The 23,226-nt window shown below is 72.9% G+C and carries 23 protein-coding genes; 10 read left to right on the forward strand and 13 right to left on the reverse strand.

The features are described from left to right. The first annotated feature begins 48 nt into the window (after positions 1 to 48). A complete protein-coding gene (locus ASG94_RS07135) occupies positions 49 to 1,653 on the forward strand; it encodes a hypothetical protein (protein ID WP_156411453.1) in 1,605 nt (534 codons plus the stop codon). Here ASG94_RS07135 and menD read toward each other — a convergent pair. Genes menD through ASG94_RS07150 form a run of 3 tightly spaced genes read right to left on the reverse strand, consistent with a single transcriptional unit; the run spans position 1,625 to position 5,192 of the window. After that, entirely contained in the window at positions 1,625 to 3,214 is a 1,590-nt protein-coding gene (gene menD, locus ASG94_RS07140; RefSeq protein ID WP_056925616.1) for a 2-succinyl-5-enolpyruvyl-6-hydroxy-3-cyclohexene-1-carboxylic-acid synthase, read from the reverse strand. The two genes, ASG94_RS07135 and menD, sit on opposite strands and share 29 nt — an antisense overlap. Continuing rightward, on the reverse strand, positions 3,211 to 4,152 hold the full coding sequence (locus tag ASG94_RS07145; protein ID WP_056925617.1) for an o-succinylbenzoate synthase: 942 nt from the start codon (positions 4,150 to 4,152) through the stop codon (positions 3,211 to 3,213). Before ASG94_RS07145 ends, menD begins: the two co-directional genes overlap by 4 nt. After that, a complete protein-coding gene (locus ASG94_RS07150; RefSeq protein WP_235537155.1) occupies positions 4,149 to 5,192 on the reverse strand; it encodes an AMP-binding protein in 1,044 nt (347 codons plus the stop codon). Before ASG94_RS07150 ends, ASG94_RS07145 begins: the two co-directional genes overlap by 4 nt. A 170-nt stretch (positions 5,193 to 5,362) precedes the next feature. On the opposite strand from ASG94_RS07150, the gene ASG94_RS07155 reads away from it, so the two are divergent. The 5 genes from ASG94_RS07155 (at position 5,363) to ASG94_RS07175 (ending at position 10,087) form a co-directional block, all read left to right on the forward strand. Further along, positions 5,363 to 6,739 carry an MFS transporter gene (locus ASG94_RS07155; RefSeq protein WP_082623982.1) on the forward strand — a complete coding sequence of 459 codons (1,377 nt, stop codon included), beginning with the start codon at positions 5,363 to 5,365 and terminating at the stop codon, positions 6,737 to 6,739. 8 nt (positions 6,740 to 6,747) lie between these two features. Further along, on the forward strand, positions 6,748 to 7,620 hold the full coding sequence (locus tag ASG94_RS07160; RefSeq protein WP_056925618.1) for a 1,4-dihydroxy-2-naphthoate polyprenyltransferase: 873 nt from the start codon (positions 6,748 to 6,750) through the stop codon (positions 7,618 to 7,620). Positions 7,621 to 7,808: 188 nt separating this feature from the next. Next, positions 7,809 to 8,174, forward strand: a complete 366-nt coding sequence (locus tag ASG94_RS07165; protein ID WP_056925619.1) for an ArsR/SmtB family transcription factor — start codon at positions 7,809 to 7,811, stop codon at positions 8,172 to 8,174. A gap of 1 nt (position 8,175) precedes the next feature. Beyond that, entirely contained in the window at positions 8,176 to 8,661 is a 486-nt protein-coding gene (locus ASG94_RS07170; RefSeq protein WP_056925620.1) for an SRPBCC family protein, read from the forward strand. A gap of 166 nt (positions 8,662 to 8,827) precedes the next feature. Further along, positions 8,828 to 10,087, forward strand: a complete 1,260-nt coding sequence (locus ASG94_RS07175; RefSeq protein ID WP_056925621.1) for a GNAT family N-acetyltransferase — start codon at positions 8,828 to 8,830, stop codon at positions 10,085 to 10,087. A 4-nt stretch (positions 10,088 to 10,091) separates the two neighbouring features. Here the strand turns inward: ASG94_RS07175 and ASG94_RS07180 are convergent, their stop codons facing one another. Next, on the reverse strand, positions 10,092 to 10,358 hold the full coding sequence (locus ASG94_RS07180; RefSeq protein WP_056925622.1) for a DUF4229 domain-containing protein: 267 nt from the start codon (positions 10,356 to 10,358) through the stop codon (positions 10,092 to 10,094). Between the two features lie 71 nt (positions 10,359 to 10,429). On the opposite strand from ASG94_RS07180, the gene ASG94_RS07185 reads away from it, so the two are divergent. Further along, positions 10,430 to 10,654 carry a hypothetical protein gene (locus ASG94_RS07185; RefSeq protein ID WP_056925623.1) on the forward strand — a complete coding sequence of 75 codons (225 nt, stop codon included), beginning with the start codon at positions 10,430 to 10,432 and terminating at the stop codon, positions 10,652 to 10,654. Here ASG94_RS07185 and ccsB read toward each other — a convergent pair. The 6 genes from ccsB to hemL are packed head-to-tail and all read right to left on the reverse strand — an operon-like array spanning position 10,603 to position 16,560. Next, positions 10,603 to 11,586 (reverse strand): c-type cytochrome biogenesis protein CcsB, encoded by a 984-nt coding sequence (ccsB, locus tag ASG94_RS07190; protein ID WP_056925624.1) that lies wholly within the window; start codon positions 11,584 to 11,586, stop codon positions 10,603 to 10,605. The genes ASG94_RS07185 and ccsB overlap by 52 nt on opposite strands. Next, the gene (gene resB, locus ASG94_RS07195; RefSeq protein ID WP_235537156.1) at positions 11,583 to 13,178 is read right to left on the reverse strand and encodes a cytochrome c biogenesis protein ResB; all 1,596 of its coding nucleotides are present in this window, start codon (positions 13,176 to 13,178) and stop codon (positions 11,583 to 11,585) included. Before resB ends, ccsB begins: the two co-directional genes overlap by 4 nt. Position 13,179: 1 nt before the next feature. Then, positions 13,180 to 13,929: a cytochrome c biogenesis CcdA family protein gene (locus ASG94_RS07200; protein ID WP_056925625.1), complete on the reverse strand. Its 750-nt coding sequence runs from the start codon at positions 13,927 to 13,929 to the stop codon at positions 13,180 to 13,182. Beyond that, complete coding sequence (locus ASG94_RS07205) at positions 13,926 to 14,525, reverse strand: TlpA family protein disulfide reductase (RefSeq protein WP_082623984.1); 600 nt, start codon at positions 14,523 to 14,525, stop codon at positions 13,926 to 13,928. The genes ASG94_RS07200 and ASG94_RS07205 overlap by 4 nt, the downstream gene beginning before the upstream one ends. 2 nt (positions 14,526 to 14,527) lie before the next feature. Then, complete coding sequence (locus ASG94_RS07210; RefSeq protein WP_056925626.1) at positions 14,528 to 15,199, reverse strand: histidine phosphatase family protein; 672 nt, start codon at positions 15,197 to 15,199, stop codon at positions 14,528 to 14,530. After that, positions 15,199 to 16,560 (reverse strand): glutamate-1-semialdehyde 2,1-aminomutase, encoded by a 1,362-nt coding sequence (hemL, locus tag ASG94_RS07215; protein WP_235537157.1) that lies wholly within the window; start codon positions 16,558 to 16,560, stop codon positions 15,199 to 15,201. Before hemL ends, ASG94_RS07210 begins: the two co-directional genes overlap by 1 nt. Positions 16,561 to 16,751: 191 nt before the next feature. On the opposite strand from hemL, the gene ASG94_RS22595 reads away from it, so the two are divergent. Beyond that, complete coding sequence (locus tag ASG94_RS22595; protein ID WP_327152773.1) at positions 16,752 to 17,954, forward strand: lytic transglycosylase domain-containing protein; 1,203 nt, start codon at positions 16,752 to 16,754, stop codon at positions 17,952 to 17,954. A gap of 3 nt (positions 17,955 to 17,957) precedes the next feature. Here ASG94_RS22595 and ASG94_RS07225 read toward each other — a convergent pair whose 3' ends face one another. Together ASG94_RS07225 and ASG94_RS07230 are read right to left on the reverse strand one after the other, a co-directional pair. Beyond that, positions 17,958 to 18,776, reverse strand: a complete 819-nt coding sequence (locus ASG94_RS07225; protein ID WP_056925628.1) for an aminoglycoside phosphotransferase family protein — start codon at positions 18,774 to 18,776, stop codon at positions 17,958 to 17,960. A 97-nt stretch (positions 18,777 to 18,873) separates the two neighbouring features. After that, complete coding sequence (locus tag ASG94_RS07230) at positions 18,874 to 19,866, reverse strand: calcium-binding protein (protein ID WP_056925629.1); 993 nt, start codon at positions 19,864 to 19,866, stop codon at positions 18,874 to 18,876. 237 nt (positions 19,867 to 20,103) lie between these two features. Here ASG94_RS07230 and ASG94_RS07235 point away from each other — a divergent pair, with 237 nt between their 5' ends. Further along, positions 20,104 to 20,823, forward strand: coding sequence for a class I SAM-dependent methyltransferase (locus tag ASG94_RS07235; RefSeq protein WP_056925630.1), 720 nt, complete (start codon positions 20,104 to 20,106; stop codon positions 20,821 to 20,823). Between the two features lie 31 nt (positions 20,824 to 20,854). On the opposite strand, the gene chrA is transcribed toward ASG94_RS07235, so the two are convergent. Continuing rightward, a complete protein-coding gene (chrA, locus tag ASG94_RS07240) occupies positions 20,855 to 22,264 on the reverse strand; it encodes a chromate efflux transporter (RefSeq protein ID WP_235537158.1) in 1,410 nt (469 codons plus the stop codon). Between the two features lie 247 nt (positions 22,265 to 22,511). On the opposite strand from chrA, the gene ASG94_RS07245 reads away from it, so the two are divergent. Then, positions 22,512 to 23,219: a 4a-hydroxytetrahydrobiopterin dehydratase gene (locus ASG94_RS07245; RefSeq protein ID WP_056925631.1), complete on the forward strand. Its 708-nt coding sequence runs from the start codon at positions 22,512 to 22,514 to the stop codon at positions 23,217 to 23,219. Positions 23,220 to 23,226 lie beyond the last annotated feature (7 nt).

Consider the following 23,226-nt stretch of genomic DNA (forward strand, 5'->3'; position numbering starts at 1 on the left):
GCAGCACCATGTGACAGGGATGCTTCGGGTGACAGGGATACTTCGGGCGTGCGCCGACTCGCGAGGATCGTGGTGGCCCTCCTCGGCCTGGCGTTCCTGCTTGCCGGCGCGGGGGCTGCGGCGTACGTCGGCTCCGACGACACCGTCTTCACGCGACCGGCCGACCTCGGCGCGGACGGCCGGCCGGTGCTCACCGCCCCGGACCTGCTGGCGTGGGACGGGCTGACGGTGACCCTGCGCGCGCAGGCGCCCGGGGGTGTCTTCATCGGGACCGCGCACCCGGTCGACGTGGCCGACTTCGTCGGCGACTCCCCGCGGGTGCGGCTCGAGGGCGTCACCCGGGACGGGGTCCTGGCCGCGGAGGTGGGGACCGGCCGGCCGCGGCACCCCGAGGACGCCGACTTCTGGACCCGCTCGATGAGCGGACCCGGTCCCCAGGAGCTCACCCTCGACCGCTCCACGGCGGCCGTGCAGTGGGTGATCGCCCCGCTCGGCGGGGTCGGCCCCACGACCGTCTCGTTCGGGATCACCGTCGACGGGGCGTACGTCGCGGCGCTGGGCGTGGCGGGCGTCGGCCTGCTGCTGCTCGTGCTCGCCGTCGAGCTGCTGCGTCCCCGGCGGTCCCGGCGCACGCGCGGACCACACGACGGGGAGTCGCCCGGTGCCGCGGCCTCCCCCGTCCGCCGGGGCGGGGCCCGCAAGGCCGAGCGACCCGGTCGCCGTACCCGCGCCACCGCGGTCTCGCTCGCGGCCGTCCTGCTGGCCGGCGGGTGCCAGCTGCCTCGCCCCTCCACAGAGGCGAGCGCCACCACGGCACGGTCCAAGGTGTCGCTCACCGAGGCCGACCTGCCGGCTCTCTACGACTCCTACGACCGCCGGCGGGCACGGGCCGTCGCGGCGTCCGGGCCCCCGGCCTACCGGGACGGTGCGTGGCGCTCCGTGGACCGCGGCCTCGCGCTGGACGTGGACCGTTACGAGACGGCCGCACGCCGGCTGATGGCGCTCCGGCCCCCGTCCGCCCCGGCCCACACCGGCGAGCGGGTCTACGCGGCCCGCTTCGACGCCTACCCGATGTGGGCCATGGTCGCGGCCCGCACCCCCGGCAGCGATCCTGAGCTGCACGTGCTGGTCCGGGACTCGGTGACGTCACCGTGGCTGCTCGAGGCGCGGACCGACGTCACCGGCGACCTCCCGGACCCCGGGCGCCCCACAGTCCTGCCCACGGGCGCGGCTCGCGGGGCCGCCATCGCCGCCAGGGACGCGTGGGCCGCCTACCTCACCGGTGGCGGCGACGCAGACGGGCTGGACGTCGACGACGCCTCCCGCGCATGGCGGCGGGCCATGTCCGACCTCGGGTCGCGGACGATCTTCCGCGACTGGGGGGTCGCTGCGACCCCGGTGGACGCCCCGGTCCGGGTGGTCGACGTCGCGGACGGCCGCCTGGCCGTGGTGGCCCTGCGGGTCGTCACCCGGTTGCGGGGACGACCGGACCTCGCGGTGCGGTGGAACCCGCCGTACACCCGGCTCCGGGCCGGGAGGGACGGCGTGCTGGTCGTCGACGAGCTCGCGGTCGGGCTGGTGCACCTGCCCGACCGGGGTCGCCCCGCGCTGGTCGGGTCGACCTTCAGCGAGGTCCCGGCCGGAGTGCGCTGATCCGCGCGTCGAGGTCGCGCCGGTTGTCGCGGCGTACGACGGCCTCCACGACCTCGATGCCCCCGTTGGGCGAGGCGAGCGCCTGCTCGAGCTCGGGCAGGCTCCGCACGCGCAGGTGCGGGGTGCGGGTCGCGGCGCAGAGGCTGGCCAGGTCGACGTCGTGCGGCGTGCCGAAGAGGGTGTCGAAGGAGTCGCGGTGCTCCTCGGCGCCCTGCTCGAGCATGCTGAAGATCGAGCCTCCGTTGTCGTTGACGACCACGACGGTGAGGTCCGGCCGCTCCTCCCGGGGACCGAGCACCAGCCCGGTCGCGTCGTGGAGGAAGGTCACGTCCCCCACCAGGGCCAGCGCCCGGGTGCTGCGGGGCCGGCCGAGGGCGGCGCCGATCGCCGAGGACACGGTGCCGTCGATGCCGGCGAGGCCACGGTTGGCGATCACCTTGCGCCGGTCGCCCACGGCGTAGCGCGCGACCATCAGGTCGAGGTCGCGGATCGGGCTGGAGGCGCCCACGTGGAGCAGCCCCCCGGCCGGCAGGGCCCGGCTGACCGCGCCCGCCACCTCGTACGGCGTGAGGTCCGGCTCGGCGCCCAGCAGCCGGTCGAGCTGGCGGCCGACCGAGCGGTCGGCCTCGCGCCACTCCTCGAGCCAGCCCGGGTCGCCGGCCGCGGCCACGAAACGGTCTGCTTCGAGGGCCACCGGGAAGGGTCGGGCCGACCAGAGGCCACGGGCGCGCAGCGAGACGACCTCGACGTCGGCGCGCGCGAGCAGCCGGGCGACCGGGCGCGACAGGGTCGGGTGGCCGGCGACCACGACCCGCTCGATGCGCTCGCCCAGGTCGCTGCCGAGCAGCAGCCGGTAGGTGCGGATCGCGTGGTCGCCGGTGCGCGCGCCGCTGGTCGGCTCGGCCAGCAGGGGCCAGCCCGCGGCCTCAGCGAGCACGCGCGCGGGCGGGCCCGCGTCGTCGCCGGCCACCACGACGGTGCGGGGTCCGGCCGGGAGCCCGACCGACTCGGCGTGCTCGTCGCGCCACGTCATCTCCCAGGAGTCGGCGGCCGCGTCGGTCCAGGCGTCCTCGGGCACGAGCGGCTCGTCGAGGTGGACGTTGAGGTGGACCGGGCCGCCGGCGCGCCCGATCTCGACGGCCCCGGCGTCCCCCGCCTCCAGGACGGTGGTCGCGGCGAACGCCCCGAACACCCCCACCTGGTCGGTCGTCTGGTTGGCGCCGGTCCCCCGCATCCGCGCCGGCCGGTCGGCGGTCACGACGACGAGGTCGACCCCGGCGTGCGCGGCCTCCATGACGGCGGGCAGCAGGTTGGCGACCGCCGTACCGCTCGTGCACATGACCGCGGCCCGGGAGCCCACCCGGGTCAGGCCCAGGGCCAGGAACCCGGCGGTCCGCTCGTCGATGCGGGTGTGCAGCCGCAGCAGGCCGGCCCGGGCGGCGTCGTGGACGGCGAAGGACAGCGGCGCGTTGCGGGACCCGGGGCACAGCACCACCTCGCGCACGCCGGCCGCCATCAGGGCGGAGACGACGGCCCGGGCGAGTGCGGTGGAGGGGTTCACGACGACCGATCCTGCCGCACCGCCGCCAGCCGCTGCTCCCACCAGGCGACCCGGTCGGGATCGGCGGCCAGCCGGTCCAGCGCGGCCGGGTCCACGACCGGCGTGCGGACCGGCAGCATCCCCGCCACCGGCAGCAGCGGCTCGGTCACCACGTCGTCGGTGAGCAGCTGCACGGTGGCAAGCCCGCAGGCGTGCGGCAGCTCGGGCAGGGCTGCGGCCAGCGCCACGCCGGCCGCGATGCCGACGCTCGACTCCACCGCGCTGGAGACCACGACGGGCAGGCCGATGTCCTCGGCGATCCGCAGGCAGGCGCGCACCCCACCCAGCGGCTGCACCTTGAGCACCGCGATGTCCGCGGCCTCGAGGTCGCGCACGCGGTAGGGGTCCTCGGCGCGGCGGATCGACTCGTCCGCGGCGATGGCCACGTCGACCGCGCGGCGTACGGCGGCCAGCTCCTCGACGCTCGCGCAGGGCTGCTCGACGTACTCCAGGCCGCCGGCGGCGCGCTCCAGCAGCCGGATGGCGCCCACTGCGCCGTCGACGTCCCAGCCGCCGTTGGCGTCGACGCGGACGATCCCGCCCGGGCCGAGCGCGTCGCGCACCGCCTCCAGCCGGGCCTCGTCGTCGCCGAGGGTCTGGCCGACCTCGGCGACCTTGACCTTGGCGGTCGTGCACCCGCCGGCGGTCACGATCTCGTGGGCACGCTCGGGGCTGCAGGCGGGCACCGTGACGTTGACGGGTACGGCGTCGCGCAGCGGGGCGGGCCAGTCACCGGCCGCGGCCTCCTCGGCGGCCCGCAGCCACGGCCGCGCGGTCGGGGCGTCGTACTCGGTGAACGGGCTCCACTCCCCCCACCCGGCCGGTCCCTCGACCAGCACGCCCTCGCGGACCGTGATCCCCCGGAAGCGGGTGCGCAGCGGGATGCTGAAGACCCTCATCGCTCCCCCTCGTCCGCCCGAGCGACGAGTGCCCGGCGATCGACCTTGCCGTTGTCGAGCAGCGGCAGCGCGTCGAGCGCGACCACCTGGCGCGGCGCCCAGGAACGCGGGTGGGCCTTGCCCACCCAGTCGCGGACCTCCTCGAGCACGACGGCACCGACCACGAACGCGACCACCCGGTGCCCCCACTCCTCGTCCTCGACGCCCAAGACCTCCACGACCTCGACGGCGGGGTGCTCGCGCAGGCGCCGGGCGACCGCGGGCAGCGGCACGTTGACCCCGCCGCTGACCACTACGTCGTCGAGGCGGCCGAGCACCTGCAACCGGCCGTCCTCGTCGAGGCGTCCGGCATCGGCGGTGAGGTACCACCCGTCGACGAGGGTGCGCTCCGTGAGCTCCGGGTCCCCCACGTAGCCCTCGAAGAGCGTCGGCCCGCCGATCCGGATCCGGCCGTCGGTGCCGATGGCCAGGGCCACGCCGTCGAGCGGGTGGCCGTCGTAGACGCAGCCCCCCGCGGTCTCGCTGGCGCCGTACGTCGCGACGACGTGCAGCCCGGCGTCCTCGGCCCGCCGGCGCAGGGCGGGGTCGATCGGCCCGCCGCCGAGCAGGATCGTGTGCAGGGCGGCGAGCGCCTCGACCTCGCGGGGGTCGTCGAGGAGGCGGTGGAGCTGGGTCGGCACGAGCGAGGTGAAGAGCGGGACGTCGCGGTGGTGCGGCATCCCGGCCAGGGCCTCGGCGAAGGTGCCGTCCACCACGACAGGCTCGTGCCCCGCGACCAGGGACCGGCAGACCACCTGCACGCCCGCGACGTACGCCGCCGGCAGCGCCAGCAGCCACTGGCCGCTGGCGCCCAGCCGCCGCGCGGAGGCGTGCACCGAGGCGAGGACCGCGTGCCGGGCGAGCTCGACCCGCTTGGGGACCCCCGTGGAGCCCGAAGTCTCCACCACCAGCGGCGTCGGCTCGGCCATCACGGCCAGCCAGTCGCGCAGCGCGGAGACCACCTCGGGGGCCTCGCCCCTCACCGGGCGCAGAGAATTCACGAGACGCACGCTAGTCCCGGGGGGAGAATGGTCGGCAGCGGCCACCCAGCGCGCCGAGTACCACCCACCCACCGGTATCGGTCACACTGCCGGGTCGCCGGTCGCGACCACCACCACGCGCAGCACATCCCCCTCGACCGAGGGGTCTCGGAGAGGACCACCGCAACCCGATGAGCATCTGGACCACGGCCAAGCAACAGGCGACGCCCCCGTCGCCGCTGGCCGGGCGGCTGGCGACCCAGTCGCTGCTCTTCGCCCTCGGCGAGGGAACCTTCATGGCCGGGTCGGCCGTCTTCTTCACCCAGGTGGTCGGACTGTCCGTCGTCCAGGTGGGGCTGGGACTGACGATCGCGGGCATCGCGTCGTTCATCGCGGCCTATCCGATGGGACGCATCGTCGACCGCCTCGGTGCCAAGCGCTGCTGGTCGATCAGCTCGGCGGGCCAGGGCGCGATGTTCGCGGTCTGGCCGTTCATCGACAGCTTCCAGGGCTACCTCGCGATGGCGATCGTGATGGAGGTGATCGGGGCCCTCGGCGGAGTGGCGCACGGCGCCTACACGATCGACGTCCTGCCGCCCCACGAGCGGGTCAAGTCGCGCGCCTACATGTACTCCGCCCTCAACGTCGGCTTCACGCTCGGCTCGCTGCTGGGGATCGTCGCCCTGGGTCCGGAGTCCCTGACGCTGCTCATGGCGATGCCGCTGTTCACCTCCGTGGTGTTCCTGCTCAACGCCTTCAACATCACCCGCCTGCCCGACGCCTCGCACGACATGCGGACCGCCGAGGAGCGCCAGGTGAAGATCGCCGGTCCCGGTCCGATGCGCAACGTCGGCTGGCTCGCCACCAGCTTCTTCACCGGCATGCTCTGGACCAACCAGGTCATCCTCAACGTCGTCATCCCGCTGTGGCTGGTCGACAAGACCGACGCCCCGTGGGTGATCCTGTCGCTGCTCTTCGGCACCAACACGGTGATGTGCATCGTCCTGCCGATGGCGGCCGCGCGCGGCGTCAAGGACGTGACCACGGCGCTGCGGGCGATCCGGGTCTCGACGGTCTTCTTCGTGATCTCGTGCGTCATCACGTTGTCGACGCACCACACGGTCGGCGTGTGGACGATCCTGCTGTTCTTCCTGGGCCACGTCACGCTGACCGGCGCCGAGCTCTTCCTCTCGGCGGCCAGCTGGACCTTCGAGGCCGAGCTGATGGACCCGCGCCGTCGCGGCGAGTACCAGGGTGCGGCCGAGCTCAGCGGCACCCTCGGTCGGGTCTGGGCGCCGGCGGTCTTCACCTTCCTCGCCATGGGTTGGAGCACCTACGGCTGGCTGGTCATCGCGGGCCTGATCACCGCTGCGGCTGTCGCCATCCACCCCTCGACCGCCGTGGCCCGCCGCTTCCTCGAGAGGCACGTGCCCGCCGACGTCCTCGCCGACGCGGCTGCCCACGACCCCGACGACGACGTGGCGCCCGTGGGTCCCCCGACGATCGAGCAGCCGGCCAGCCCCGGCACGCCGGGCTCGCCCTCCGGCGCGGTCGGGCCGGGTGCTTGAATCCTCCGGTGGCATCACCGTCTGACTGGCTCGCCGGAGCCCGCCCCCGCACCCTGCCCGCCGCCGTCGCCCCGGTGCTCGCCGGCACCGGCGTCGCGGCGTACGTCGACGGGGCGGTGTGGTGGAAGGCGCTGCTGGCCCTCGTGGTCTCGCTCGCCCTCCAGGTGGGGGTCAACTACGCCAACGACTACTCCGACGGCATCCGCGGGACCGACGCCGACCGGGTCGGGCCGATGCGCCTGGTCGGCTCCGGAGCCGCCTCCCCCGCGTCGGTGAAGGCCGCCGCGTTCGCGGCCTTCGGGGTCGCCGCCGTGGCCGGTCTGGTGCTGGCCGCCACGACGGCGTGGTGGCTCGTCGCCGTCGGGCTCGTCTGCGTCCTGGCCGCGTGGTTCTACACGGGCGGGTCCCGCCCCTACGGCTACCTCGGGCTCGGCGAGGTGATGGTCTTCGTGTTCTTCGGCCTGGTCGCGGTGGTCGGCACGACGTACGTCCAGACCGAGACCTTCGAGTGGGCCGCCCTGTACGCCGCCGTCGGCGTCGGCGCGCTGGCCTGCGCGATCCTGGTGGCCAACAACCTGCGCGACATCCCCACCGACGTCGAGGCCGGCAAGCGCACCCTGGCGGTCAAGCTCGGCGCGGAGCGCACCCGGGGCCTGTACGCCCTGCTCGTGCTCGCCGCCGCGCTGTCCGTGGTCGCCGTCGCGGCGGCCACCACGTGGTGGGTCCTGGTGGGCCTGGGCTTCCTCCTGCGGATGGTCCCGCCCGTGCGCACCGTCCTCGGCGGGGCCGTCGGGCCGGCGCTCGTCCCGGTGCTCCAGCAGACCGGGGTCGGCCAGCTGCTGTGGTCGGTGCTCGTCGCCGTACCCCTGCTCCTCGCCTGACCCGCCGACCGGGCAGTTCCTGACACCTCCCGCCCGCCGACCGGGCAGTTCCTGACACCTCCCGCCCGCCGACCGGGCACTTGTGTGCACCTGGTGTGCAAGGAAGGGGGAAGTCGGCGGTCCTGACGCGCACCAAAGTGCCCGGTCGCCCTTGACAACATACAACTGATTGGTTGTACGTTGGTCCCATGATCGATGACGCGGAGGACCGGGCGGATGCCTTCTTCCACGCGCTCGCCGACCGCACCCGGCGCGACATCCTGCGACGGGTCCTGGCGGGCGAGCACTCGGTCTCGGCGCTGGCTCGGCACTACCCGATGAGCTTCGCGGCCGTGCAGAAGCACGTTGCGGTGCTCGAGCGGGCGGGCCTCGTATCCAAGCGACGCCAAGGTCGCGAGCAGCTCGCGAGCGGCGAGGTGGGGGCCGTCCGGTCGGTCACCGCGCTGCTCGCCGAGTTGGAGGAGATCTGGCGCGGCCGCATCGACCGGATCGACGACCTGCTGGCCGACGGCACCACCGAAACCACGGACACCACACCGAAGAAGGAGCACTGACATGCCTGTCACCGACGTCACCAAGGACCTCGAGTCCCGCACCATCACCGTGACCTCCGAGTTCGCCGCCCCGGTGGACCGGGTCTGGCAGATCTGGGAGGACCCGCGCCAGCTCGAGCGCTGGTGGGGCCCGCCGACCCACCCGGCCACCTTCACCGACCACGACCTCACGCCGGGCGCTCGGGTGAAGTACTACATGACCGGCCCCGACGGGGAGGTCTACCCGGGCTACTGGGACATCACCGAGGTCGCCAAGCCCAGCCGTCTGGCGTACGACGACGGCTTCGCGGACGCCGACGGCGAACCGCAGGAGTCGGCCCCGGTCGGGTCCAGCACGGTCGATCTCCTCGCCACCGACTCCGGCACCCAGATGGTGATGACCGCGACGTACCCCACCGCCGAGGACCTGCAGAAGGTCCTGGACATGGGGATGGAGGAGGGCATCACCCAGGCCGTCAACCAGGTCGACGCGCTGCTCGCAGCCTGAACGGCGTACGCCACCTGCGCACAACTGCCCGGTCGGCACGATCCAGGTGCACACAACTGCCCGGTCGGCACCGTCCAGGTGCACAGAACTGCCCGGTCGGCACGATCCAGGTGCACACAAGTGCCCGGTCGGAAATCGGGTTGCCGCGATGACTAGCGTGAGGAGGGTGGAGTACGAGCACCGGACCCTGGACCCGCACGACGACACCGCCGAGGCGAAGGCGGCGGTCGACGCCTGGATGGGAGCGGTGTCCCGGGGCTTCCACGACGGCCGTCCGTCGGAGAGCTCCCGCGAGATCTGGCGCGAGACGGCCCGCGCGGACTCGATGCGGATCGCCGGCGCCTGGCTGCCCGAGGGCGTGTACGGCGCGGGGCCGATGCCGGTGGCGACCTTCAGCTCGTGGGACATGACGCTCAACGCGGGGGCCACGATGGTGCCGGTCCACATGATCAGCGACGTCACGGTGAGCCCGGCCCACCGCCGGCGCGGGCTGCTCCGCACGATGATGGTCGACGACCTCGCCCAGACCTCGGCGCCGGTGGCCGCCCTGACCGTCTCCGAGGCCTCGATCTACGGCCGCTTCGGCTTCGGTCCCGCGTCGTTCCGCCGGCGCATCGAGGTCGACACGACGTCGACGTTCGCGCTGCGCGACTTCGTGGACCCGGGCCGCGTCGAGCTCGTCGAGCCCGCCGAGCTGTGGGACACCGCCAGCGACCTCTTCGCCCGCTTCCACGCCGGCTCGCGCGGCTCGGTCGAGCGCCCGCACTTCTACCGGGCCTGGCAGACCGGTCGCTTCGACCCGGCCACCGGCAGCACCGACGACAAGCTGCGCGCCGCGGTCCACCTCGACGCCGACGAGCGGCCCGACGGCTACGTGCTGTGGAAGCACGCGGAGGGCGAGGGCGACAAGCCGGCCACGGTGACCGCCGAGCTGCTCACGCTCGACACCTCCGCACACCTGGGCCTGTGGCGCTTCCTCGCCGACATCGACCTGTCCTCGCGGGTCGCGGTGCGCAACAGCCACCCGGACGACCCGCTCTGGTGGGCGCTGGTCAACAGCGACGTGGTCGAGGTCAGGAGCGTCTACGACCACCTGTGGATCCGGGTGCTCGACGTCGCGACGGCGCTGGAGGCGCGACCGTGGTACACCGACGACTCGTTCGTCCTGGCCGTCACCGACCCGCTCGGGCACGCGGAGGGGACGTGGCGCATCGAGGCCCACGACGGGCGGGCGAAGGTCGTGCCCGCCGACGACGCCGCCGACCTCACCCTGAGCGCGGAGACCCTGGGCTCGCTCTACCTCGGCGGCGTGCGCGTCGCGTCACTGGCCTCCGCCGGGCGGCTGGCCGGCGACCCCGCGCAGGTCGAGCGGCTCGGACGGCTGCTGGACGGTGGCCCCGCGCCGTACTCGCTGACGAGCTTCTAGCGCCTCAGTCCTGGTCCTCGCGGGCGCGGCGCTCCTCGAAGGCCGCCGAGGCGCGGGCGGCCCGCTCCTCGACCTTGCGGGCGAACGCGTCGCGCTGGCGGTTGAGCACGTAGTACGACGCGACGCCGGAGAGCGCGAACGCGATGACGACCGGCCACAGCAGGTTGACCTCCCCGTCGTCGTCGAGCAGGGTCCAGACGCCGACGACGAGGCCGACCATGCCGATGAACAGCAGGATGCGCAGGGCGGTGTAGACGAGGAACTCCTTCACGCCACCAGCCTAGGTGCTCGCCGGGAGCCGACGGCACGAGGGCGGTTGCGGGGGGCGCCTACATTGGGGGGGTGAAGTTCCTGGTGTTCCTCGTGCTGCTGGCACTGGTCGTCTACGCGCTGGTGCGGGTGGCCCAGCAGCGTGGCCTGCGCCCCCCACCGCGACGCCCCTCGGCGCCCCCACCGCGTCCGCACGGACCCGATGACGACCCCGACTTCCTGCGTGACCTCGACCGCAAGCGCCGTCAGGAGGACGGCGGCGCGGGCGGACCGGGCACCGGCGGCAGCGGCACCTGAGCCGAGGCCTCCACGGCAGCGGCCGGGCCCGGCTCGACCACCGCGGGCGCGGCGTACGAGTGCTGCGAGCTGGTGCTGAAGAAGTTGATCCCGATGAAGTTAAACCACAGCGTCGCCAGGCCGACGAGGGCGACGTACGCCGCGTTGCGACCCTTCCAGCCGACGGTGGCCCGGGCGTGCAGGTACGCCGCGTAGACGACCCAGGTGATGAACGCCCAGACCTCCTTGGGGTCCCAGTTCCAGTACGACGACCACGCCTGGTGCGCCCAGATCGGCCCGGTGATGAGCACCGCGAAGGTCCACACCGGGAAGCCGAAGGAGTGCATCCGGTAGGAGAGCCGGTCCAGTGACTTCAGCTCCGGGACCCGGGCGAGGTAGCCGCGCTCCTTGGTCGAGCGCTCCTTGAGCAGGTAGAGCACCGAGCAGATGCCTCCCAGGGTGAAGGCGCCGGTGGCGATGACGGCGGAGACCACGTGGATGACCAGCCACGGGCTGTAGAGCGCCTCGGTGAGCGGCGCGACCGGCGAGTAGAGCCAGATGACGGCCACCATCATCAGCGAGAGCACGAAGGCCACGACGAGCGGGCCCATCCACTCCAGGTCGAAGCGACGGAGCAGGACCAGGTAGAGCAGGGCGACCACGAAGGTGCCCGACAGCGTGAACTCGTACATGTTGCCCCACGGCACCCGGTTGGGGTCGGCGGCCATGCCCCGGGCGGCCAGCGCCACGGCGTGCACCAGCACGGCGACGGCGGTGAGCAGCACCGCGAGGCGCCCGGCCATCGCGGTCCGTCCGTCGCTGACCTCCTCGTCGGCCGGCAGCTTGCGCAGCGAGGCCCACTGGACCAGGTGCGCCATCAGGGCGAGGAAGTAGACCACCCCGGCGGCCGCGACCGCCTGGTTGCTCAGGGTCTCCCACGATGCGTCGGTCACGAGTCCTCCTTGGTGGTGCTGCCTGCGTCGCCGGAGCCGGCGCGCAGGGTGTCCATGATCGCCGCGAGCTCGGCGGCGCCCCGGTCGGGGTCACCGCCGTTCGAGCGGTCGAGGGCGGCGACGTCCACGACGGTGGCCCCACCCTCCGCACGGGCCCGCACCCACGTCCGGCGGGGGCGGATGAAGAGCGAGCCGAGCAGGCCCACCAGGGCCAGCACGACGCCGGCGAGGGCGACGAGCTTCCCGGGGGTCTCGCTGACCTGCAGCTTGTTCCAGCGCTGCAGGCCCTCGAAGGTCACGGTGCCGAGCCCGTCGGGCAGCTCGACGGTGTCGCCGGGGCGCATGTCGAGGCGCAGCGGCTGCCCGTCGTCCTTCATCAGCTGGGTCGCGTCGGACTTGTCGAGGACGTAGACCGACTGGCTGCCGCCCTCGTCGAGGCCGAGGTCGCCGGTGTAGACGAACAGCGACATGAGCGGGTTGACCGCGTCGCCGAACACCGAGCGGGGTGCACCGTCGCCGAGGGCGAACGTCGGGTAGAACGTGCCCTCCAGCGCGACCTGTCCGGGGCGGGCGTCCGGGGCCTTGATGACGCCGAAGCTCTCGAAGGTCGGTCCGGTGGGCAGGAAGATCGTCGGTCCGCTGTAGGCGACGTCGCCGTTGCCGTCCTTGATCGTCACGACCGGCGCGTAGCCGTGCCCGATGAGGAAGACCTCGGTGTCGTCGATGGACAGCGGGTGGTTGACCCGCAGGTCGTAGGTGCCGGTGTCGCCGTCGGCGGTGGTGTAGTCGAGGTGGGAGACGAACTTGCGCGCCTGCCCCTTGGCGGGGCCGTCGGTGAGCCAGGTGATGTCGAAGTCGTCCACCTCGACGGAGAAGCCGTCCAGGTCGTCGGCGCCGAAGAGGCTGCCGGGGACGAACTCGTCGTACTGCGTGGGGTTGTTGGACCAGCCGTTGCCGACGACCACGATGACGCCGGCCTTGAAGCCGAACAGCCCGCCCACCGCGAACCCGACGAGCACGACCAGCACCGAGAGGTGGAAGAGCAGGTTGCCGGCCTCGCGCAGGTAGCCCTTCTCGGCCGACACCGCGCCCTCGCGCACCTCGACGCGGTAGCGGCGCCGCCTGAGCTCGGTGGCCGCCGCCGCCAGGACGTCGTCCACGCCCTGGTCCGTGGTGTACGACGCGTGCTCCGGGAGGCGGGACAGGTTGCGGGGGGCCCGCGGCGGCCGCGCCCGCAGCGCACGCCAGTAGACGGCCGAGCGGGGCAGGATGCAGCCGACGAGCGAGATCATCAGCAGGATGTAGATCGCGGAGAACCACGGCGAGTCGTAGACCGAGAACAGCCCGAGCTTCGCGTAGATCGGCGCCAGGTCGGGGTGCGCGTCCTTCCAGCGACCGACGGCCAGGGCGTCCACGTCGTCCTGCGGGATCACCGAGCCTGGGATGGCGGCCAGGGCGAGCAGGAGGAGCAGCACCAGGGCGGTGCGCATCGAGGTGAGCTGGCGCCACGACCAGCGCACGAGCTCGCGCGCGTTCATGTCGGTGGGCATGGGCTGGGCCTGCCGGTCGTCGCCGGACGAGTGGGTGCTCACCTCACACCGCCGTCTCGAAGGAGGTGACCATGCGCAGCTGCAGCCACTGGATCATCTGGTCCCACAGGCCGGTCACCAGGAGCACGCCGACCAGCACGAGCATGAGTCCGCCCGCGCGCATCACCGCGACCTGGTGGCGGCGGACCACGCCGAAGACGGCCAGCGCCCGGCGGTAGGCGAGGGCCGCGAGGATGAACGGCAGTCCGAGGCCCAGCGCGTAGATCGCCGACAGCAGCGCGCCCCGCGCGGCGGTGCCCTCGTTGAGCGAGAGCTGGGTGATCACCGCCAGGGTCGGGCCCATGCAGGGGCTCCAGCCGAGACCGAAGAGGAAGCCGAGCAGGGGCGCGGCGGCGAGCCCGACGGCCGGCACCCGGTGGATGCGCCAGTCCCGCTGCAGGCCGGGCAGCCACCCGGCGAACATCAGGCCCAGGACGATGGTGACGAGGCCGAGCACGACGGTGATCTCGCGCTGCCAGTCGATCAGCCAGCCGCCGAGCGAGCCGGCCGCCGTACCGATCGCCACGAAGACCACCGTGAACCCGAGGACGAAGAGCAGCGCGCCGGCGAGCATCCGGCCGCGACGGGCGTTCTCCAGGTCGGCACCCGACAGCCCGGTGGCGTAGGAGAGGTAGCCCGGCAGGAGCGGGATCACGCACGGGGAGAAGAAGGAGACCAGCCCGGCCAGCAGGGCCACGGGCACGGCGAGCGCCAGCGACCCCGACGACGCCTGGTCGGTGAACCAGTCGGTCACGACGTCCCCTCGGCGGCCGTGTCGGCCACGACGTCGAGCAGGGTCTGCTTCGACGGCAGCCGGCCCAGGATCGAGGCCGCGATCCGGCCCTCGGAGTCGAGGACGACGGTCGCCGGCACGGTGTAGGCCGTCAGGGTGCCGTAGAAGGGCACCAGCGCCTTGCCGTCGGCGGAGAAGACGGAGGGGTAGGGCACCTCGAAGGACCGGACGTAGGCGCGGGCCTGGTCGACCGAGGAGTCACGGATGTTGACCCCGACGAAGGCGGCCTCGCCGTCGAGCTCGGCGGCGGCGTCGTTGAGGTCGGGCTGCTCGACCCGGCACGGCGGGCAGGCCGACCACCAGACGTTGACGACCACGGGCTTGCCGCGGAGGTCGGCGAGCGAGACCGCCTTGCCGTCGAGGTCCTCACCCTCCAGCTCGATCGGCTCGCCGCGGTCGGCGGCGGCCACGACCTCGAGCTGGCCGTCGCTGGTGACGTAGCCCTTGTCCCCCGCACCCTCCAGCGACGAGCAGCCGCTGAGGACCGCCGTGCCGAGCAGCAGGCAGGCGAGCAGGGAGACGAGGGCGCCGCGGGGGCGCGAGGTGGGAGGGCGCACGATCAGGGCCGGTCCTCCGCGGGCGCGCCGCCGGCCGAGAAGGGGGCCGACCGGTCGCCGACCGGGATCAGGTCGCCGGCGGGCTCGGAGTAGGTGACCCGCACCAGGCGGTCGCCGTCGAAGTGCAGCGAGGTGAGCGAGCACAGCGTGCACTGCCGCTTCTTGGGGTGGTGGAGGTAGGAGCGGCCCTCCGCATGCAGGCGGGTGGTCCAGATCGGCAGCTGGTGGGAGACCACGACGGCCTCGTGCCCGCGGGCGGCGTCGCGCGCGTCGTGGACGGCGGCCATCATCCGCGCGGCGATCTCGTCGTACGGCTCGCCCCACGACGGGGTGAGCGGGTTGTACATGTGGCGCAGCAGCGACGGCCGCTTGACGAAGGTCATCCCTCCGTCGCGGAAGCTGATCCCCTCGAACTTGTTGGCCGACTCGATCACGCGCGGGTCGAGCACCGGCTCGAGGCCGCGGACGGCGGCGAGCGGCGCCCCCGTCTCGCGGGCCCGCTCCAGCGGCGAGGTCACGATGTGCACGATGTCGCGATCGCCGATGCTCTCGGCGATGCGGCGGGCCATCCGGTTGCCGAGCTCGGAGAGGTGGAACCCGTCGCGGCGGCCGTAGAGGACGCCCTCGGGGTTGTGGACCTCGCCGTGGCGGAGCAGGTGGACGATCGTCTCCATCAGGAGCGGTTCCCTTCCCGGTCGGTGGTGGCGGCGGCAGCCGCGCGGGCGGCGGCGGGCAGGGCGTCGATGACGGTCTGCACGGCGCGGTCGTCATGGGCGGTGGACACGAACCACGCCTCGTACGCCGACGGCGGCAGGTAGACGCCACCGTCGAGCATGGCATGGAAGAACGCGGCGTACGCCGCGGTGTCCTGGCGGCTGGCGCCGGCGAAGTCGCGGACCTCGCCGTCGGCGAAGAAGATCGAGAACATGGTGCCCGCAGACTGCAGGCGGTGGGGCACGCCGGCGTTGACGAGCGCGTCGACCGCGGCCGAGCCGATGGTCGCGGCGGTCTCGTCGAGCTGGGCGTAGACCTCGTCGGTGGCCAGGCGCAGCGTGGTCAGGCCCGCGGTGGTGGCGACAGGGTTCCCCGAGAGGGTGCCGGCCTGGTAGACGGGTCCGTCCGGGGCCAGCCGGGCCATCACGTCGGCCCGGCCGCCGAAGGCCGCGGCCGGGAAGCCGCCGCCCATCACCTTGCCGAAGGTCATCAGGTCGGGGGTCCAGCCCTCCACGGCGCCGTCGAGGCCCCAGCCGCCCAGACGGGTGGCGCGGAAGCCGGTCATCACCTCGTCGCTGACGAACAGCGCCCCGTGGCGGCGGCAGGTGTCGGCGAGGAACGCGTTGAAGCCGGCCTCGGGCGGCACGATCCCCATGTTGCCGGGGGTCGCCTCGGTGATGAGGCAGGCGATCCGGTCGCCGTGCTCGGCGAAGGCCTGCTCGACCGCGGCCCGGTCGTTGTAGGGCAGCACGATGGTCTCGCCGGCCGCGGACGCGGGCACGCCGGGCGTCCCCGGGACGGCCAGGGTGGCCAGGCCGGAGCCGGCGGAGGCGAGCAGCGCGTCGACGTGGCCGTGGTAGCAGCCCGCGAACTTCACGACCAGGTCGCGGCCGGTGAAGCCGCGCGCCAGCCGGATCGCCGACATGGTCGCCTCGGTGCCGCTCGAGACGAAGCGCACCGCCTCGACGGGCGTGCGCGACACGATCTCCTCGGCCAGCTCGACCTCGGGCTCGGTGGGGGTGCCGTACGACGTCCCGCGCGCGACCGCGGCCGCGACGGCGGCCTGCACCTCGGGGTGGGCGTGGCCGAGCAGCATGGGTCCCCACGAGCAGATGAGGTCGACGTACTCGTTGCCGTCGACGTCGGTGAGCCACGCGCCGGACGCCGAGCGGATGAAGCGGGGGGTGCCGCCCACGGCGTTGAACGCACGCACCGGGGAGTTCACGCCGCCGGGGGTCACGGCGCGGGCCCGGTCGAAGAGCGCGCTGCTGTGAGCGGTCGGGGCGGTGGCCCGGTGGTCTGCAGGCAGGGACTGGGTCACCTCGTCATTGTCGCCCAGCACCCAAGCCCACGCTCATTCGGGAGGCCCGCTCGGCCCGCACACCGGCGCGACCGACGGGGTGTTGCGACGTAACTCACTGTGACACCATTCGTTGGGAACACACGCGGCCCTGTCGCCGCGGTGTTCCGTCACGACCACGGGGAGACCAGCAGATGTCAGCATTCGGCCGCATGCACCAGGCCACGGCGCTCGTGCCGTTGGCCGTGCTCTCCGCTGCCTGGACGATCAGCATGGCCGGCGCCGGTCTCGGCTCCGCCGCCGCCGGGGACGACCCCTCCGGTGCGCTGCCCGACGGCACCACGGTCCCCGCCCAGGCCATCGAGGCCCCCGCCAGCGTGTCCTCGCCTGGTGTCGTCGCGCCGGGCGTCCCCCGCGGGCGGTCCGCCCAGGTCGTCGACGCCGCCTCCACGAGCGGCATCCCCGCGGCGGCCCTGGCCGCCTACCAGCGGGCCGAGGCGGTCATCAACGCCGCCGACAAGACCTGCGAGCTGCCCTGGCAGCTGATCGCTGCCATCGGCCGGGTGGAGTCCGACCACGGCCGCTTCGGCGGCAACGTCCTCAGTGACGACGGAGTCGCCCAGCCCGGCATCTACGGCATCGCGCTCGACGGGAAGAACGACACGCAGCGGATCACCGACACCGACGCCGGCCAGTACGACTCGGACGCGAAGTACGACCGCGCGGTCGGGCCCATGCAGTTCATCCCCTCCACCTGGGCGGTGGTGGGCGTCGACGGCGACAACGACGGACGCCGCGACCCCCAGGACATCGACGACGCGGCGCTCGCGACCGCCGTCTACCTGTGCTCGGGCGACGACGACCTGTCCGCGGAGCAGGGCCAGCGGGCCAGCGTCTACCGCTACAACCACTCCAACGAGTACGTCGACCTGGTGCTGTCGATCATGCAGGCGTACATGGACGGCGACTTCCTCTCGGTGCCGACGCGCACCACCTCGTCGGGTGTCTTCGCCCCTGACCCCACGCGTCCGACGAAGCCGGCCCGCAACACGGGCAAGGGCACCAAGGGCGGCAAGGGCACCCCGGTGGTCGTGTCCGGCACCCCCGGCGCCGCCCCGACCAAGCAGCCCACCCAGCAGCCCACGAAGGCCCCCACGCAGTCGCCGACGCAGCAGCCCACCCAGAGCCCCACCCAGCAGCCCACCAAGGAGCCCACCAAGGTCCCCACCACGCTGCCGAGCCTGCCGGTCCCGACCACGCTGCCGCCCCTGCCGTCGACCAGCGTGCCGCCGCTCGACCAGACGCTGACCTACGTCCAGGCCGTGGCCCAGTGCACCACCCAGGGCGTGGTCGACAACCCGCTCACCGCCACCAACGAGCTCGACGACTGCGCCAACGCCCTGCTGACGCCCTGACCCTCAGCCGTCCAGCTGCGCCAGCAGGTGGCGCGCCTGCGCCTCCGTCGTCCCGGCCGGGTTGCGGCGCCATCCGCCGTTGCCCGGCAGCAGCATGGCCAGCCAGAACGCCGCCCACAGCGGGCGGTAGGCGCTCATCCGCCAGCGGGCGTCCCCGTCGAGGCCGACGGCGTCGACCAGCGCATCGGCGTCGTAGACCCCCGTCAGCCGGCCGGCGATGTGCTCCACGTGGTCGGCGAGTTCGTACGCCGGGTCGCTGAGCCCGCCGTCCTCGAAGTCGACGAGGCGACAGCGCTCGCCGTCCCAGAGCACGTTGGCCGGGTTGAGGTCGGCGATGCCGAGTCCCCGCAGCTCGGGCTCGGGCAGCGCGTCCGGCGTGGCCAGCCACGTCAGCGCCCGGTCGACCGCTCCCCCGACCAGCGCCGGGTCCTGGCAGGCGGCCAGGTCGTAGGTGTCCCCCAGCCACTCCGCCACCGTCGTGGCGTGCGTGGAGATGCCGTAGGCGCGCTCGCTGATGCCGGCGTCGCGCGCGGCCGCGAGCGGGACGTCGTACAGCCTGCGCAGCGCTTGGCCGAGCGAGGCGGTCTGGGCGAGCGTCAGCGGCGCGCCACCCAGCGGCTCGCCGGGCAGTCGCTCCATCACCACCACCGGGGCACCGTCGACGATCTCGCGGCGCAGCGGCCGCGGCGCGACGCCCGGCGCGTGCTCGGCGAGCAGGCGCAGGCAGCCCCACTCGCGCTCGGCCTCGCCGCGGTCCCAGGACACGAACCGCTTGCGGACCTCGGTGTCGGTGAACGTCAGGTCGTGGGTCTGGTTCTGCACACGTCCGACCCTAGGTGTCGCCCCTCATGAGGTCGGCGACACTGGGACGTCCGGATCTGCCCATGAGCGCCCAGGGCGATCGTCAGCCCTAGTGGTTTCAGCGTTCGCAGCCACGCTCGCGTTCGGCAACGCAGCGGTCCCGGCCGTTCTGCCCGTCGGCTGTGTCGCGGCCGCCGCCTCCGCGGAGCACGTCCGACTCGTTGCCGCCCCTGAGGTCGTCGCGGCCGCTGCCACCGAGGAGCACGTCTGATCGGGAGCGGCCTTGGAGTTCGTCGTTGCCTGCGTTCCCGACCAGCCGGTTGAGGCCCAGCCACCCCTTGATGTTGTCGTCGCCGGGTCCACCACGCATCGTGGCTTTCATGCCCTCGCACTCCGACTTGATCTGGGGGGCGTCCTCGACAATCCCTCCACCGATGAGGGTGTCGCTTCCGCCTTTCCCGACGAACAGCACATCGCATCCCGAACCGCTCAGGTAGTTGTCCGCGGCGTTGCCCCGCAACACCGCGCGCGGTGCGACTACGTTCGCGCCGACGATGCCAGAGAGGTTGGCCGCATGGACCCCGCCGACGGTCACCATGTGGGTGTCCAGGTCGATCTCCACGTCATGGTCGGCGGACCAGACGGCGATCCCGCCACCGGTGTAGGTGCCAGGTGTCCCGGTCGCAGGCGCGGTGACCGTAAGGTACGCCCAGTCGGCGTCTGTCACGGTGTCATCCGTGCCGTCCGCGTGCACCAGGTTCTGGCCAGGTCCCCCGACGTAGCGGTCGAGACCAGCACCGAGATAGGCATTGATCTGTGTCACCCCAGCCTCGGACGCGTCCACCACGTCATCGCCGTCGCCCGCGTACACGTACACGGCGGGCGGGCTCACGCACACCAGGTCGTTGCCAGCGGCAGCGTAGGCGAACTGGGAGCCGCCGGTGACGATGACGTCATCACCCGGCGTGCCCTGAACGTCCGGGCCAGTGCCGACGATCGTGGCCGGCCGGCCTTGGCAGGTCTGGGCAGTCGCCGAAGCCGACGATGACGGTGCGCTCAGCGCCCCCGTGACAAGCGCGATGACAACAAGTGTGGTCGAACGTCGAAGCACGGTTCCCCCTTGGGTGAGCTATCCCCCGATGACGGTGGGCAGCGTGTCGGTGACGTCACGTCGCATGCGACGGTCCTTGCTGAGACGCGCCGACCTCATGGTTGGTTGTCGGCGTTCGTCGGGTTGCGAGAGCCGAGCGGCTGTCTGGACCGTCCTGCAGAGGGAACACCTAGGAGTCCTGGCTGCGCACCGCGCGCCCCGTTGGCGTGCGCGTGCGACCCGGGTAGAAACCTCTGCATGCCCGATCCGGTGAACGAGTCCGCCGTCCCGGTCGCCGAGTACGACGACTTCGCCGCCGCGTACTCGGCCAGGAACGAGAAGAGCCTCTTCAACGCCTACTACGAGCGGCCGGAGATGATCCGTCTCGCCGGCGACGTCGCGGGACTGGAGGTCCTCGACGCGGGGTGCGGCTCGGGCCCCCTGGCGGAGGCGCTGCGCGCGAGGGGTGCGCACGTGTCCGGCTTCGACCTGAGTCCGGCCATGGTCGAGCTGGCCCGCGAGAGGCTGGGCGAGGACACGGACCTGCGGGTCGCGGACCTGGGTGCCCCACTGCCCTACCCCGACGACACGTTCGACCTCGTCGTCGTGTCACTGGCCCTGCACTACGTGGAGGACTGGGCCTCGGCACTGGCCGAGCTGCGGCGCGTGCTCAGGCCCGGCGGGCGGCTCACCGTCTCGATCATCCACCCCATGGTCTACGCGATCGTGTACCCCGAGGCCGACTACTTCACCCTCACGCAGTACTCCGAGGACTACGACTACGGCGACCGGACCGTGTGGATGACCTACTGGCACCGGCCCCTGCAGGACGTCATGACCGCGTTCGTCGACGCGGGGTTCCGCATCAACCAGGTCACCGAGCCGGCACCCGCGTCGGACACGCCTGCCGAGCTGCTCCCGAACCCGGACGGTCGCTCGTTCATCTGCTTCCTGTTCCTCGAGCTCGAGGCGAGCTGAACCGGACCGCGCAGGGGGGTCGGCGTCCCCGTCAGATCACGGTCCCGCCCAGCAGGCCGAGGACGATTCCTGCCAGCGCGCAGGTGCCGAGGGTGCGCAACACCGACCAGCCGCGCCAGAAGATGAGGGCGCAGCCGAGGGCGGTGATGGCGACGGCGGCCCAGCGGATGGTGTCGAGGACGGGTACCTCGAAGTCCAGCGGCCCCGTGGTGATGCGCGTGGTGTCACCGAAGATCGTGTGCAGGGCGAAGAAGACGGCGAGGCTGGCGATGACTCCCACGACTGCGGCGGTGATGCCGGTGAGGGCGGTGGAGAGCGTCCGGTTGCCACGGAGGCGTTCGACGTAGGGGGCGCCGAGGAGGATGAACAGGAAGCAGGGCACGAAGGTGACCCAGGTGACGAGCAGCGCGGCGATGAGCGCGGCGACCCACGGATCGAGGTCGCCGGGGGCGCGGTAGGCGCCGACGAAGGCGACGAACTGGACCACCATGATGAGCGGGCCGGGGGTGGTCTCCGCGAGCGCGAGCCCACGGACCATCTCGCCGGGGGCGAGCCACCCGTAGACGTTGACGGCCTGCTGGGCGACGTAGGCGAGGACGGCGTAGGCGCCGCCGAAGGTGACGACGGCTGCACCCGAGAAGAACATTCCCTGGTCGACGAAGATGCTGGACCGGCCGAACAGCAGGGCGGCGATCACCACCGGGGCGAACCACAGGACCAGTCCGACGACGAGTATGACGGTGGCTCGTCGGCCGGAGGGGCGCTCGGTGTGCAGGGCGTCGTCGCTGATGAGCGGGGCCGGTCCGTCGTCGGTGGCGGCAGCCCTGGGCCTGGTGAGGTCGGGTATCACTCGGCCGAGTCCCCAGCCGATGACCGCGGCGAACCCCACGACGACGGGGAAGGGGACGGCGAAGAACGTCAGGGCGACGAACGAGGCGACGGCCAGCCCGATGAGCGCGGGATGTCCGAGGCCCTTCCTGGCGACGCGGATGACCGCTTGGACGACGATGGCGATGACGGCGGGTGCGAGGCCGAGGAACAGCGACTCGACCAGGGTGGTGTCGCCGAAGGCGACGTAGATCCCGGAGAGCGCGAGGAGGGCGAGGACGCCGGGGAGGATGAAGAGGATCCCGGCGATGAGGGCGCCCTTGACGCCGTTGAGGAGCCAGCCGACGTAGGTGGCGAGCTGCTGGGCCTCCGGGCCGGGCAGCAGGGTGCAGTAGGAGAGCGCGAACAGGAACCGCTGCTGACCGATCCAGCGCTTCTCGTCGACGAGGGTGCGTTGCATGACGGCGATCTGTCCGGCCGGGCCGCCGAAGGTCTGCAGGGAGATCGCGAACCACGCCCTGGTCGCTTCGCGCAGCGGGATGACGTCGTGCGAGTGTCGGGTCGGCCCGACGGCGTCGTCGTCCGTGTGCGGGGTGGGGCCGGGGGTGGTCACGTCGGGGTCTCCGTTCCGAGGAGAGGCTGCGGCGGCGTCGCGCTCGGCGGGCGGGAAGTGATGCAGTCGAGCGCCTCGCCCGAGTGCTTCGTCACCACGGTTGCATCGTGGCATCGCCCGAGCCGAAGTCAAGCAGATCGATCTACTCACCGAGGTTTTCGTGAGCACCGCGTGCACGACGCTCAGAGCACTCGGTTGTTTCAGCGCGCCGGGGCCGCGGACAGGACCGCGGATAAGGTCCCCGTCCATGGACATGCTCAGGGGCGAGCAGATCGCCGAGGCCGACCTGACCGAGTGGCGCAAGCTGGCCCAGGGACTGCATGCGCGCTACCTGGTCGAGGACTTCGGCGCGGGCGTACGGTTCGTCGCCGCGGTGGGCGAGGCGGGCGACGCGATCGGCCACCACCCGCGCGTGTCCATCGGCCCGGGATACGTCGGCCTCGAGCTGGTCACCGACGACGCCGTCTACCGCGACGACGAGGGCACCGAGCACGTCGTCGAGTGGGTGACCCAGCAGGACGTCGACCTCGCGCGGCGGATCACCGAGGTCGCCGCCGACCAAGGGCTGGCCGCCGACCCGGCCTCGGTCAGCGAGATCGAGCTCGGACTCGACACGGCGGACTCGGCGACGATCGCCCCGGTGTGGGCCGCCCTGCTCACCGGGAGCGCCGAGTCCCAGGGTCGCGGGAGCCCCAGCGACGAGATCCGGGACGCCACGGTCCGGGTGCCGAACCTGTGGTTCGACGACTCCGACGAGCAGAAGGCCCCGGGCCAGCGGTTCCACGTGGAGGTCTACGTGGCTCCCGAGGTGGCCGAGCAGCGGATCGCCGCTGCGGTCGCCGCGGGCGGGACCGTCGTCGACGACAGCGAGGCGCCCTCGCTCACCGTGATCGCCGACCAGGACGGCAACCGGGGAGTCCTCTGCGTCGCCGCGCCCCCCGCGACGAAGGACTGACCGGCGA

The organism is Nocardioides sp. Soil805, from assembly GCF_001429625.1.
Classification (GTDB): Bacteria; Actinomycetota; Actinomycetes; order Propionibacteriales; family Nocardioidaceae; genus Nocardioides.

Excerpts from the sequence above, each read along its gene's own strand:
- ASG94_RS07145 (WP_056925617.1), bottom strand. The coding sequence starts at position 4,152 with ATGAGGGTCTTCAGCATCCCGCTGCGCACCCGCTTCCGGGGGATCACG.
- ASG94_RS07155 (WP_082623982.1), top strand. The coding sequence starts at position 5,363 with ATGAGCATCTGGACCACGGCCAAGCAACAGGCGACGCCCCCGTCGCCG.
- ASG94_RS07165 (WP_056925619.1), top strand. The coding sequence starts at position 7,809 with ATGATCGATGACGCGGAGGACCGGGCGGATGCCTTCTTCCACGCGCTC.
- ASG94_RS07170 (WP_056925620.1), top strand. The coding sequence starts at position 8,176 with ATGCCTGTCACCGACGTCACCAAGGACCTCGAGTCCCGCACCATCACC.
- ASG94_RS07210 (WP_056925626.1), bottom strand. The coding sequence starts at position 15,199 with ATGGAGACGATCGTCCACCTGCTCCGCCACGGCGAGGTCCACAACCCC.
- ASG94_RS22595 (WP_327152773.1), top strand. The coding sequence starts at position 16,752 with ATGCACCAGGCCACGGCGCTCGTGCCGTTGGCCGTGCTCTCCGCTGCC.
- ASG94_RS07235 (WP_056925630.1), top strand. The coding sequence starts at position 20,104 with ATGCCCGATCCGGTGAACGAGTCCGCCGTCCCGGTCGCCGAGTACGAC.
- ASG94_RS07245 (WP_056925631.1), top strand. The coding sequence starts at position 22,512 with ATGGACATGCTCAGGGGCGAGCAGATCGCCGAGGCCGACCTGACCGAG.